Below are 12,378 nucleotides of genomic sequence, written 5' to 3'. Positions count from 1 at the left end.
TAAGGACGCCATGGACGGACGCCGCAGCGATACGCGTGAGCGGATTCGTACTGTCGCAATGGAATTGTTCTCCGAACGCGGCTACGAGAAGACCTCCCTGCGCGAGATCGCCGACCGCCTCGGCGTCACCAAGGCCGCGCTGTACTACCACTTCCGCACCAAGGAAGATATCGTCGCCAGCCTCTCCGACGACCTGCGCCGCGGCATCGACGACATCGTGACCTGGGCCGAGAGCACACCACCCGGCCCGGCCCGGGCCAACGAAATCCTCACCCGCTACGGCGCACTCCTGCACGGCATCGGCCGCAGCATGGTCCGGTTCTGGCACGAGAACCAGCCCGCCTTCCGCCAGCTCGACTTCGGCTCGAGCATGCGCTATCAGTTCCGCGTGCTCGCGGACCTGATGGCGGGTTCGGACGACCAGCCACTCACCGTCTTCCGCGCCCGGGAGGCGCTGCTCGCCATCAGCTGGAGCACTGCCATGATGGGCGATCTCCCGCTCACCGACGACGAGTGCTACGCCGCCGCCGTAGATATCGCCCGGGACATCCTTACCAAGAATCAATGACCGATTCTCGCTAGCACATATGTTCGATAAGGCGTAGATTCGGGCGCATGTCGACACCGCTGCAGGGATCATTGCTCGACGGGTTCGGGGACGTCGGGGTGGGCGGGCTCGATGGCGTGCACCGGACCGCATTGAGTCACGGGGCCTGGGTCGACCTGCTGCCCGGTTGGCTGTCGGGGGCGGACGTGCTATTCGAACGGTTGGCGGACGCGGTGCCGTGGCACGCGGAACGGCGGCCGATGTACGACCGGGTAGTGGATGTGCCGCGACTGCTGTGTTTCTACGAGGAGGGTGCACAGCTGCCGGATCCGACGCTGGACGAGGCACGGGAGGCGCTGTCCGCGCACTATCGCGAGGAACTCGGCGAGCCGTTCCGCACAGCCGGGTTGTGCTACTACCGCGACGGACGCGACAGCGTGGCCTGGCACGGCGATACCATCGGGCGCGGGTCGACCGACGACACCATGGTCGCCATTGTGTCGATCGGCGCGCCACGTGCGCTGCTACTGCGACCGCGCGGTGGCGGCGCGAGTCTTCGATTTCACGTCGGACACGGGGATCTATTGGTCATGGGCGGCTCATGCCAGCGCACCTGGGAACACGCCGTACCGAAGACGCGCAGGCCGACCGGGCCGCGAATCAGCATTCAATTTCGACCCCGGGGTGTGCGCTGACTCCGTAGCCGAGCCTATTGACCTCAACCAGGGTTGAGATAAGACGCTGATGTCCATGAGCGCAACGACAATTCAGCCAGTGGTCACCGACACTACGGTCGACCACACCGAAGACATTGCGGCCATCGAGCAGATCATCGCCAATGTCGAAACCGCATACAACACCAACGACGCTGAACTGATGACCGCCGACGTCACTGCCAATGCGGCAGTGGTCAATGCGGTCGGCGCGCTCACCGTCGGAAAAGACGCACTGCTGGAGGCGAATCGGCGGGGGCTGGCGGGATTCCTGAAGGACCAGTATGTCCGCTACGAGGTCGCCGACATCGTATTCCTGCGCCCCGATATCGCGATCGCGCACAAGCTCGCCCGCGCGACGACGGCCGAGGGCGAGCTGATCGATATCGACCACGCGATGATCGCGCTGTACGTCCTGGTCAAGGAGAACGGTCGGTGGTGGACGGCGGCGCGGCAGAACACATTGATCCCACAGGCGCAATAGCCCTCAATTCAGGAGCGCGGCGAGCCGTTCCTCCGGCGTCGGGAAGCGACGGCGGCGAACGGTCGCGCTGTGCGACCAGATGGCCTGCTCGACCTCCTCCTTCGAGGCATGTCCGTCGAATCGCACCAGCACTTCGGCGCGGGCCTGACGTGCGATATTCACCTTCCTGCGGTACTGCCGAAAGATCTGTACCTCGCCGTTGCGGTCCTCGTCCAGGTACTCGTAGTCCATGCCGTAGTAGGCGTATGTCCCGAGCGTCGCGAGCGAGGTTGCCCACGAACGCAGCTGGTCGCGCGCACCGAAAATCGTGACCATGCCGCCGAGGCGGTCGATCCGTTCCCAGCCGGTCGGCACATCGGCGAAATTCCAGTCGCGCTCACCCGGCCCCTTCGCCCGCCACTGCCGCAGCTCGTCCACGGCGGTATCCAGACCGAACGTCTGCCAGCGCACCGTGCCCTGTGAACCGTCGCGGAATGGCAGCCGCCGACGCAAGGCGACGGCGGCGGCGCGGGTGAAGACGGTCAGGTCAGCGGGCACCAGCACGATCGGATCCGAAGGTGCGGCGTCGAACGGATTGGGATCCAGATGCACCGGATCGATGACGACGATCGTGCCCGGCCGCCGCTGATATGCCAGGCCCCACAGCAGTCGACCCAGCATCCGCGCACCGCGCCAATCGGAGAGCACATGCCAGGTCTCATGGAAATGGTTGGTGGCGAAGCGGAAATCGCTGCCGGGGCGCAGGCTCAGCACCGTATACACCCGCCCGTCGAGCACCATGGTGCGTCGATGCAGTTTCGCCATCTTGTCGGTGGCCGAACCGGTGCGCGGCCGTTTGTTCTGCGCGGCCACGTTCACCTCCAGTTCTGCCTCGCGTGCGTTCCAGGAGACCATGGTCGCCACCGCGCGGCAACGGATTATTTTCGCGCAGTTGAACAGTGGTCCAGAGCACAGCGGTGAGCGCCCAGCCCCGATACATTGGCCATATGAGCAATCCCGGGGCGGGGGTTTTAGCCGTGATGCCGCTGCATACGATCAGCGAGGTCTACGGCGAAAGCGGACTGCGCGAACGACTACTGCTGGAAATAGCCGAACTATCGGATACCGAACGGCTGAACGAGGCATTGGATCTGGCTACCGAATTGCACCGCGACGATCGTTACGGGCGCGAACCGTATCTGAGTCATCTACTGCGCGTTGCCATTCGGATCGTCAGCCACTACGAGGTGCGGGACCCGGACGTCGTCGCGGCCGGGCTGCTGCACGATGCGGTCGAGGATCATCCGGTCGAACTGGCCGGCGCGCGTCCCGGGTCGCCGACCGAGGCCGCCCTCGCCGAACTCTCGGCCCGGTTCGGCGACCGGGTCGCCGAACTCGTCGCCGCCGTCACCAATCCGCAACCGGATCCGGATAGCGATCGGCACGCGCAATACCGCGAACATGTGGCGGCCAATCTCGATCGCGCGCCATGGGCCCGCATTGTCAAACTCTCCGACTTCACCGATAACGGTGTCGGGATCCTGTATGCCGAGGGTCCGTCGATGCGCAAACTCGCCACCAAGTACCGCCCGCTCACCAATATTTACCGCGACCTCGTCACCCGCGCCGATACTCCGCTCGCCGAGCACGTCAAACGACATATCCTGCACCAACTCGACAGCGCCGACGAACGATTCGACGCCATCCTCGCCAGGGACTAAGGTGCGCGCAGCACCGATTCGACGAGTTCACGAACCGCCGCGAGCAGTCGTTCGGTCTGTCCCGCACGTGCGAGTCGCGGCACCTGTTCGCCACCCAATGCGCCGAGCAGTAGCCTGCCGACCACCTCGGCATCCAGGTCCGGACGGGCCTCGCGCAGCAGCGCGGTGATATGGGCGTCCCAGAATTCGTGGATTTCGGCGGCGCGTGGATGCGGCGGACCCTGCAGGTAGGCGACCGTGACCTCGATGTTGTCGGTCATCATTCGCACGAAGGCGTCGAAGAAGGCCAGCAGTCGCTGCCCGGCCGGTGCCCCTGGGCCCAGCGGCGGCGGGCCGCTCCGGACGGCATCCATCACGGCGAAGGTGCTCTCGGCGATCATCTCGTGCAGTAATCCGGCGCGATTACCGAAGCGATGGAAGATCGTGCCCTTACCGACCCCGGCGGCCGCCGCGACCCGGTCCATGGTGAGCGCGTCGGCGCCGTGCTCGGCCAGCAGTGCGGCGGTCGCGGACAGGATCGCCTGCCTGTTCCGTGCGGCATCCGCCCGTTCCCTCGGGCGTTCGTCGGTCATTCCACCACCTTCATTGACAACTTGACCGCCGGTCCATATCGTTCCAAATATCTGGACCGACAGTCAAGTTATGGAGTTATCGATGAAGGCAATCGTAATGACGGGCGTAGGCGGACCCGAGGTCCTGGTCGCACAGGATGTCGCCGTACCGCATCCAGACACCGGCGAATTGGTGATCCGCGCCGAGGCGATTCCGGTGCTGTTCCCGGAGACCAAGCTGCGTTCGGGTGAATTCCCGATGGCGGTCGAACCACCCGTGGTCTTCGGTTTTCAGGCCGCCGGAGTGGTCGTCGAGATCGGGGACGGAGTCGATGCGGCCTTGCTGGGCCGACGAGTCACGGTGGCGACCCGAGGCTTCGGCTCCTACGCCGAATTCGTCTGCGCCCCAGCTGCTTCCGCGATCGAGATACCGGACACCCTCACGTCCGTCGACGCTGCCGCCGTCCTGATGGACGGATCGGTGGCACTGCCGCTGCTCGCGACCGCGGCGCTCACCGGCGGCGAAACGGTCCTGATCGAGGCCGCCGCAACAGGAATCGGCAGCGCACTGACCCAACTCGCCAAGGAATTCGGTGCCGCGCGCGTCATCGCAACCGCTGGCGGTCCCGAAAAGTCCGTGCGCGCAGCGGCATTGGGCGCGGACGAGGTCATCGACCACAACGCGCCGGACTGGCCGACCCGACTGCGCGAAACCCTCGACGGCACAACCCTCGACGTCGTCTTCGATTCCATCGGCGGCACCACCGCCCGAGACCTACTGGCGGTCATGACCCCGGTACGCGGCCGAATCCTCAGCTATGGATGGCTCTCCGGAGCCCCAGCCCAGATCTCCACAACGGATCTACTCCCCTACGGCCTGACGCTCACCGCCTGCGCCGGACCGGCCTGGCTCGCCGAGGTATCCCGTTGCGGCACTGCCGTCCTCAACCGAGCTACCACCGGAACCCTGTCTCCCCAAGTCGATTCCGTGCTTTCCCTCGACGAGGCGGCCAAAGCACACCAACTCGTGGAGCAGCGCTCCTGCATCGGCAAGATCGTTTTGCGTCCCTGACACATCGCAGCCGTCACCCAGCGACACGCTTCTCCTCGGAAGCGCTCGTCGGGAGTGCGTATCCAAGCAGAGACGGAATCTCATCGGACGTTCCGCATCGCACGCCGGATTGAAATGAACTGTCGCCGTTGCTGTTTCCCGTGGAGCATCCGGTGCGTCGACTGCATTGTTGCACCGAGTGCATCCACGGGTCAGTGGCGGCGGGCGAAAGTCGGGGCATGTTCGGGGAGTATTCCTCGAGCGATCAGGAAGGGGGGAATGGTGCGGAGAATGGGGATTCGGCGCAGGATGCGTAGCGGCAAGGGCGTAGTCGCGGCATTGGCGATATTGATGCGGCCGGATAGGGCGGGCCCTATTACGGCGGCGTGCAGGATGCGTTGCAGGCCCTGAGTGACGGCGGTCGGGAGGGTACGGCGACGCTGCACCTTGGCGAGATCGCGGGTGGTCACGGTGCCCGAACGCAGTGGTGGGGCAAGGATTCTCGCGGTGGCGACCGCATCCTGAATCGCGAGGTTGATTCCGACCCCACCGGCGGGGGACATGGCGTGGGCGGCGTCGCCGATGCAGAGCAGACCATCGGTGTACCACTTGGTGAGGCGGTCCAATTTCACGTTGAGCAGTTTCACCTCGTCCCAGTCTCGCAGCGCATCCTCCCGGTCGCGCAGCCACGGTGCGGAATCGGCCATGCTGCGCACGATTTCGGTGGCCGGACCACGCCTGGCCGTCGCATCGCCTCCCTTCGCGATGAGCGTCGCGACCTGCCAGTAGTCGCCACGGTCGAACATGACCGCGGCCCGGTTGGCGCTGAGCAGTCCGATCAAACCGGCGGGGTCGATATCGGTGCGCGGCAGGCGGAACCACCACACATCCATCGGCGTCGGCCAACTACGGGATCCGAGGCCGACTTCGGCCCGCAGCACCGAATCGCGGCCATCGCAGGCGACTGTCAGATCGGCGCGGATTTCGCCGGTTTCGCCGTCTCTGGTGCGGTAAGTGACACCCGCGACCCGACCGTCCTCCCGGATCACCGCTGTCGCTTCGGTATTCATACGCAGCCGGAAGCTCGGCTCCCGGTCGGCCGCTCCGGCCAACAGGTCGAGCAGATCCCACTGCGGCACCATCGCGATGTATTTGTGCGTACCGGGCAAATGTTCCAGCGTGAACACCGTCTGCACCGAACCGCGGATCGGCAGCTGGATCTGCTGCAGTTTGCGTGCGGGCAGTTTCGCGAATTCCTCGCCGAGGCCTAATTCGTCGAGCAGGTCCAGGGTCGTGGGATGTACTGTGTCGCCGCGGAAGTCGCGCAAGAAATCATTATGCTTCTCCAGGACGGTGACATCGATACCGGCGCGGGCCAGCAGCAGCCCGAGCACCATTCCAGCCGGTCCACCACCAACCACCAGACACGTCGTACGTTGCATTGCCCCGACCTCCCTCCGTGCGCACGCGCCGGACGGACATTCCGCGGGCGCGGATGTAGCGATACCTTGGGCCGACTTCAATGGTATGCCGCAGCCGAGCACAAGGTCCGCAACCGGTCGATCTCTCATCTCGACCCGCTCAGAAGGGTGCGTCGGCGGCCAACTGACCCACTTCCGGCAGGTAGGGGTCGAGTTCGCCGGATTCGAACCGCGACATGCCGATGACATGCCAGAACTGCCCGGCGATATTGCCCTCGAATTTGTATCGACCATCGGGCGCGAGCGCCGCCCATCCTTCGGGCAGACCGAGCAGGATCGCGCGAATCGACGGCGCGTCATCCTCCGGCCGCGACCACAGCAGGATATTTCCGTCGTCGCCGCCGCTTGCCAGCAGCTTGCCGGACGGGTCGAAGCTCAGCGACCAGACTCGGCGCTTATGCCCTTCGAGGGTATGCAGATGACGTCCGGATGCCATGTCCCACAACCGAACAACCAGATCATCGCCCCCGGTCGCCAATGTGCCGGTGCGCGGATCGACCGCGGCGGTCCAGAGCCTGCCGGTATGCCTGGTCAGCGTATGCAGCGCAGCACCGGATTCGACATCCCAGATGCGGGCGGTGGTATCCCACGACACGCTGGCGAGGCGGTCCTCGTGGAAGGCGACCGCGTACACCCGGTCACGATGTCCGCTCAGCGCCCGCAGGAACCGTCCGGAGCGGACATCCCACAGCCGAACCACGGAATCGTCGCAGCCGGTCGCCATCAGCGCACCGTTGGCGCTGAACGCGATCGACCGCACCCGCCCGCGATGTTCGGCGCACACGGCATGCAGTGCGCCGGTGGTGCGCACCCAGATGATCACCGTGTCGTCGTCATTGGCGGTGGCCACATAGTCGCCGGTCGGGTCGAAGGCGGCGGCCCAGATCGGTGCGGATTCGACATTGATGTGCCGCTCGTACAAGTCGGCGTCGAGGTTGAACAGGCTGAGCCGCCCGTCGTTGCCGATGAGACCGAGCTGATGGCGGCCGAGTTTGTTGAATATCGCCGATTCGAAGGTGAGCAAGCGGTCGTCGCTGCCGATCAATCGACGTACCAATCGCCCGGTCACCGGGTCCCACAGCCGAACCACACCGTCGTTACCAACGCCGGAGAGCAGGGTGCCATCCGCATTGAAGCTGACCGTGCGGACCTGGCGGCCATGGCCGGTCAATGTGTGTTTGCAGGTGCCGGTCACCGGATCCCAGAGCCTTGTGCTGAATTGGTCGTCGGTAATGGCCAATTGGGAACCGTCCGGGCGAAAGGCGAAGGGCCAGATGGAACCGGTATGCGCGGTGAGCCGGTGTCGCAACTCCCCGGTCTCGCTGGCGCGCAGACAGACCAGTCCGGCGCTGTCGCCCGAGGCGAGCAGATCACCCGCCGGATCGAAACCGAGCCAGTAGATCGCCGCCGTATGTTCGGTTAGCGACTGCCGCTGCATGCCGGTGTCCGCATCCCACAAACGCAGTCCGCCATCGGTATCCCCGCTCGCCACGATCGGGCGGCGGGGATGGAAGGCCACCGTATAGACCCGCCCGGTGTGGCCGGAGAGATCGCGAATCTTGCGGCAATTCAACGGATCCCACAGCGCCAGCGTGCCATCGACGCCACCGACCGCGAGCAGCTCGCCGGTCGGATTGAACGCCACGCGGAACACCGAACCGGACGCACCGCTGAATTCCCCGCTCTCCCGCCCACTTTCTATATCCCACAGCCGCACGGTGCCATCGCGATACGAGGCGGCGACCAGCGGTCCACGAATATCCAAGCTGTAGACGAGTTCCCCACCGCCAGCCGCGGGACGGCATTCGTGTCGCAGTTCGCCACTCGGCAACGTCCACAGCCGCAGCACGCCATCGGCGTCACCGGTGGCCAGCAGATCACCGGCGGGACTCAGCACCACCGGCCACGGCCAATTCTTGTGCCCCAACAGGATTCGGCGCAGTTCGCCGGTATCGGCGTCCCAGATGCCCACAGTGCCGTCGCCGGATCCGGTCACCAGCACCGTATCGGTGAACGCCACCGCGAACGTCCGGGCACGGTGGGTCTGCAAGGTGCGCAGCGGCCTACCGGTTTCGGCATCGCAGATGAGCACACCGCCGTCATCGCTGCCGATGGCCAGCGTACCGCCGTCCGGGTTGTAAGCGACCGGCTGTGGCAGTCGGCCGTGCCTGGCGTGGAAGCCGTGCCGTACTCCGATCGCGGCAGGTGCGAATTCGGTCTGCGCCGCGACTCCTGGCACCCACGCCGCACCGCGCAGATCAGTGCCGGTCGGCGTGCCGGTTACCTCGATGAGTGCCGCGCGGGACCAGCGGCTACCGCTGGCCCGAGATCCGGTCAGATCGGTGTGCACCAGGCGGGCGCGGGTGAGATCGGCCTCCGCAAGATCCGCACCGACCAGGCTGGCCTCGTCCAGACGCGTGCCGACCAACCGCGCACCGCGCAGTACGGCCCGATCGAGGTTCGTGCCGACCAATCGGGCGCCGCTGAGATCGGCTCCGGTGAGATCGACATCGCGTAGATCCCGATAGGACAGATCCTCCCCCGCCAGGCTCGCACCGCGTAGATCCGCTGTCGGTGCGGTGCGCAACCGGGTCGCCACTCGAATGGCATTGGTGCGCGACACTTCGTCGGCCGCTTGGTCGGCGAGCACACCCTCGGCCCATGTACGCAGTGCCCCGTTATCGGCGAGGTCACAGAGGAAGTCGATCGAGAGTTGGGATAGCGGAGACTGGCTCAACTGGGCGGGCGCGAGGGTGCCGACCTCGAATTGTTCGGCAATGTGGTTGGCCACTAACCATTCCATGACCGAGGAATGGATGAAGCCGAACAGGTTGTCCTCGGTGCGCACCAGCAAGCTGCCCGAGCCGATGGCGTGCGCCGACTGCTGCACCGACATCCGGCTCGATCCGGTCAGCTCGGCCGAATCCGCTGCCACCTCGGTCAATTCGGACAGCCGCAGATATGGTTCGCCGGTTTCCCAGACGCGCAGCGCGAATGCCGTGACACCGAGCCATAATTCGTGCAGGCGCAGGCCAGGCAGCGCACCGGCCACGGCCGCGGTCCGGTCGGCCTCGTAGGTGAGCCAGGACTCCAAGATCTCCCGATACAGCCCAGCAGGACCAACCGCCTGTTTCGCGCCCGCCGCTGCCCGAAGCCGCCGCTCGTCCAGATCGGCGATGAAGCCGAGCATTCGGGGATTCTGTGCCAGCCCGAGCAGATCCTCGATACCGGTGATCAACCCCATTCTGGCGTCGGCGCGTCGGATATCGCCGCCGTAGCGGTTGGTCAGGAAGGCGTGGATTTGGGCGGGCGCGAAATCCTCGATGCTCACTATGCGCCGATCCTGCAGCAGACCAACGCGTTCACCGAGCGCGGTGAGCACCTGGGCGCGGGATTCGAAATGCTGGGTGCGACTGGCCACGATGATCTTGGCCTTACCGACGGCCGCCTGCAGCAGAGTTTCGAGGTGATCGGCGGCGAAGTCGTAGCTGATTCGGGTGACGAGTTCGTCGAAGCCGTCGAACAGCAACACCACCCGGCCCTCGCGCAGCATGTAGTGCAGCGCCTTCAGATCGATCCGGTCCTCGCCGTGATTGGCCAGATGTGCGGCGACCAGACCGTCCACCGAATGGGTTTTGTCCAAGGTCCGCAGGTCGATCAGGATTGGGATCAGCGCGGGCATGGTTTCGGTGATGCGGCGGGCCAACTCACGCAGCGCGAAGGTTTTCCCGCGCCCGAAATCACCGAGTATCAGGATGAATCGGCCGTGGTCGGCCGCGATCACCTTCATCAGTTCGCCGACCAGATCGTCACGGATCTGCTGATCACCGTGTTCGAGGATCCGGAAGCGCTGCGGCACATACAGATCCGGCGGATAGGTGCGATCGGCGCGTAACCGCGCCGCCTGCTGCGTGAGATAGTCGTCCAGATCGAGCAGTCCCTGGAATTCAGTGAAGCTGCGCACCCGCAGACCGTGGCTGGCCGCCTCCTCGCGCAGCGAACGCGGCGGCGCCGCACCGCGGTACACGAGTTCGGAACCGTATTCCGGATCGTGGCCGAGGAAGTCCTCCACCACCTGCCTGGTCATATCACCGACGTGCACACCGACGCGCCACTGGGCGATGACCTCGTCGTCCTCCTTGGTGATCAGCAGATGCGGCGGGTCGACCTCGACCCGCCGGACTTTCGCGCCGGGATAACGGGTTTCGCACACCTCGGCCACGCGCTCCAGCAGCCGCCCATGCGGATCGACCGTGGGAGTTTCGGTAGGTGGGTCCGCAAGCTCCGGTTCGTCCGTTCCGAGGAGCTCGGGCTGTTTGGCAGTCGGCAGCGCCGCGTTCACCTTCAACCAATCGAAGTCGAATTGCGCGGTGGACTCTCCGCGTCCGGAGAACCTGGCGAGTCCCGCGGCCGTCAACTGGATGATCTCGTCGCGCCCCGCAGCGGCGGCGGGCAGGACGGGCAGCGTCTCGTTGAGCCGGTCCAGATGCGGCCCACCAGGTCCCGGGCCGTGCAGCAGCAGATTCAACCGTCCACCGAGCAGCCGAGACAGCGTATCCGCATCGCGCAGCAGATCGGGATCATGGGCGGGCGTGCTCGCGCCGGGCAGCGGATCGTGCCGGAGGACACCGAGACGCAACCACCCGTTGTCCTCGAACGGGCGCAGCCGCTCGGCGAACCAGGACGCCTGCGGTTCGCCGATCCGGCCGTAGTTGTCTTCGGGCAGATGGGTCGCCGCCATGGTCGAATTCAGTCCGGCGACCACTACCCGCAATTCGGGAATCGGGAACAGTGTCCACGGCTGACCGATATCGAAGACGAGGTGATCCAGGCCCTGATACAGCGCACTGAACATTCGGGCGTACTGCTCGAGCTTGGGGAAGTACGGTGGCTGCGGTTTGCGATCGCGAGCCTCGCAGTTCAGGAAGTACGCGTGGCAGGCGGGTTTGGAGACGTCGTGATTGCCAGGCACCACGATCAGCCGCTCCGGACCGAGGCCGAGCAGCATGCGTAATCCGCTCAGAAAGGTCAGCGCTTCGTCGATCTCGCGTGGACGGCCGGATTCGGTCATATCGCCGGACACCACGATCAGGTCCGGTTTGGCCACACCCTGGTTCACCAGATGAGTGACATTGGCGTGGATATGCGCCTGCAATTCGGCAGCGGTGCTCGGTTCGTCCGGCGCGAGCAACCCGCGACCGAAACGCGGACCCGCGACATGCAGCACGGAGACGCTGGTACGCGGCTCGTCAGGGTCGTTGGCACCCGGAAAAGCAGGGGCCGCAACCGGTGCGCGGCGCGACAGTACGGATTCGGGTGTGTCAGTGATGGTTTCGATGGCGAATCGGTCCGGACCATCGTGTGGGAAGCCAGGTTCCGACGGCGGCTTCGCCCGCCCCGCGAGCAGATGTCCGACTCGCTCCAGCAGGATTCGGCGCGCCTCCTCGGCGGTGGACACCCGCACCAAGTCGAGATAGGTGATGGTGGCGAGCAGACCCTCCAGCGTGCATTCGGCAATGCGCACCGGCATCAACTTGCCCGGGTCGGTGCGGTAGGCGGCCTGCCATTCCATGGTCCCGTAGTAGGAACCCAAATAGTTCTGCGACAACACCACCAGCACCACCGCCGAATCGCGCACGCCGCGATCCATGAAGTCGATGAAGTTGGTGCCGGGCACGAAATCCCACGCCTGGATGAGGGTGCTGTAGCCCGCGGTCTCCAACTGCCAAGCCAGCCAGGTGGCCCATCGCTCGTCGGCCGGTGAATAACTGATGAAGAAGTCCCGCCGCCCACCCGAAGTCACAGCATCAGTATGCCCCGATGGGTCGCCGCGCCAAACGGCAGAAGATCA

9 protein-coding genes are annotated in these 12,378 nt (G+C 65.3%); 5 read left to right on the top strand and 4 right to left on the bottom strand.

The genetic code is table 11. The features are described from left to right. Window positions 1-10 precede the first annotated feature (10 nt). From ACIBG0_RS03295 to ACIBG0_RS03285, 3 genes are read left to right on the top strand one after another with little or no spacing between them, the layout of a single operon-like run. Window positions 11-568 (top strand): TetR/AcrR family transcriptional regulator, encoded by a 558-nt coding sequence (locus ACIBG0_RS03295; RefSeq protein ID WP_397028754.1) that lies wholly within the window; start codon window positions 11-13, stop codon window positions 566-568. A gap of 47 nt (window positions 569-615) precedes the next feature. Further along, the gene (locus ACIBG0_RS03290) at window positions 616-1,242 is read left to right on the top strand and encodes an alpha-ketoglutarate-dependent dioxygenase AlkB (RefSeq protein ID WP_397028752.1); all 627 of its coding nucleotides are present in this window, start codon (window positions 616-618) and stop codon (window positions 1,240-1,242) included. A 55-nt stretch (window positions 1,243-1,297) separates the two neighbouring features. After that, window positions 1,298-1,744 carry an SgcJ/EcaC family oxidoreductase gene (locus ACIBG0_RS03285; protein ID WP_397028749.1) on the top strand — a complete coding sequence of 149 codons (447 nt, stop codon included), beginning with the start codon at window positions 1,298-1,300 and terminating at the stop codon, window positions 1,742-1,744. 3 nt (window positions 1,745-1,747) lie between these two features. On the opposite strand, the gene ACIBG0_RS03280 is transcribed toward ACIBG0_RS03285, so the two are convergent. After that, the gene (locus ACIBG0_RS03280) at window positions 1,748-2,638 is read right to left on the bottom strand and encodes a hypothetical protein (protein ID WP_397028747.1); all 891 of its coding nucleotides are present in this window, start codon (window positions 2,636-2,638) and stop codon (window positions 1,748-1,750) included. 92 nt (window positions 2,639-2,730) lie between these two features. On the opposite strand from ACIBG0_RS03280, the gene ACIBG0_RS03275 reads away from it, so the two are divergent. Next, window positions 2,731-3,444: an HD domain-containing protein gene (locus ACIBG0_RS03275; RefSeq protein WP_397028746.1), complete on the top strand. Its 714-nt coding sequence runs from the start codon at window positions 2,731-2,733 to the stop codon at window positions 3,442-3,444. Here ACIBG0_RS03275 and ACIBG0_RS03270 read toward each other — a convergent pair. Next, window positions 3,441-4,016 carry a TetR/AcrR family transcriptional regulator gene (locus ACIBG0_RS03270; RefSeq protein WP_397028744.1) on the bottom strand — a complete coding sequence of 192 codons (576 nt, stop codon included), beginning with the start codon at window positions 4,014-4,016 and terminating at the stop codon, window positions 3,441-3,443. The two genes, ACIBG0_RS03275 and ACIBG0_RS03270, sit on opposite strands and share 4 nt — an antisense overlap. Before the next feature lie 82 nt (window positions 4,017-4,098). Between ACIBG0_RS03270 and ACIBG0_RS03265 the strand changes: the two genes are divergently transcribed. Continuing rightward, entirely contained in the window at window positions 4,099-5,067 is a 969-nt protein-coding gene (locus ACIBG0_RS03265) for a zinc-binding alcohol dehydrogenase family protein (protein WP_397028742.1), read from the top strand. Window positions 5,068-5,258: 191 nt separating this feature from the next. Here ACIBG0_RS03265 and ACIBG0_RS03260 read toward each other — a convergent pair whose 3' ends face one another. Further along, window positions 5,259-6,488: an FAD-dependent oxidoreductase gene (locus tag ACIBG0_RS03260; RefSeq protein ID WP_397028740.1), complete on the bottom strand. Its 1,230-nt coding sequence runs from the start codon at window positions 6,486-6,488 to the stop codon at window positions 5,259-5,261. 139 nt (window positions 6,489-6,627) lie between these two features. After that, entirely contained in the window at window positions 6,628-12,330 is a 5,703-nt protein-coding gene (locus ACIBG0_RS03255; RefSeq protein WP_397028739.1) for a TIR domain-containing protein, read from the bottom strand. Window positions 12,331-12,378: the final 48 nt, after the last annotated feature.

Origin of the sequence: Nocardia sp. NPDC050630 (assembly GCF_044457245.1) — a bacterium.
GTDB lineage: Bacteria > Actinomycetota > Actinomycetes > Mycobacteriales > Mycobacteriaceae > Nocardia.
Note: the sequence above shows the minus strand (reverse complement) of the source record. Positions and strands in the feature narration are given on the sequence as shown.

Coding starts and splice junctions, on each gene's coding strand:
- ACIBG0_RS03295 (WP_397028754.1), top strand. CDS start 11: ATGGACGGACGCCGCAGCGATACGCGTGAGCGGATTCGTACTGTCGCA.
- ACIBG0_RS03290 (WP_397028752.1), top strand. CDS start 616: ATGTCGACACCGCTGCAGGGATCATTGCTCGACGGGTTCGGGGACGTC.
- ACIBG0_RS03285 (WP_397028749.1), top strand. CDS start 1,298: ATGAGCGCAACGACAATTCAGCCAGTGGTCACCGACACTACGGTCGAC.
- ACIBG0_RS03280 (WP_397028747.1), bottom strand. CDS start 2,638: ATGGTCTCCTGGAACGCACGCGAGGCAGAACTGGAGGTGAACGTGGCC.
- ACIBG0_RS03275 (WP_397028746.1), top strand. CDS start 2,731: ATGAGCAATCCCGGGGCGGGGGTTTTAGCCGTGATGCCGCTGCATACG.
- ACIBG0_RS03270 (WP_397028744.1), bottom strand. CDS start 4,016: ATGACCGACGAACGCCCGAGGGAACGGGCGGATGCCGCACGGAACAGG.
- ACIBG0_RS03265 (WP_397028742.1), top strand. CDS start 4,099: ATGAAGGCAATCGTAATGACGGGCGTAGGCGGACCCGAGGTCCTGGTC.
- ACIBG0_RS03260 (WP_397028740.1), bottom strand. CDS start 6,488: ATGCAACGTACGACGTGTCTGGTGGTTGGTGGTGGACCGGCTGGAATG.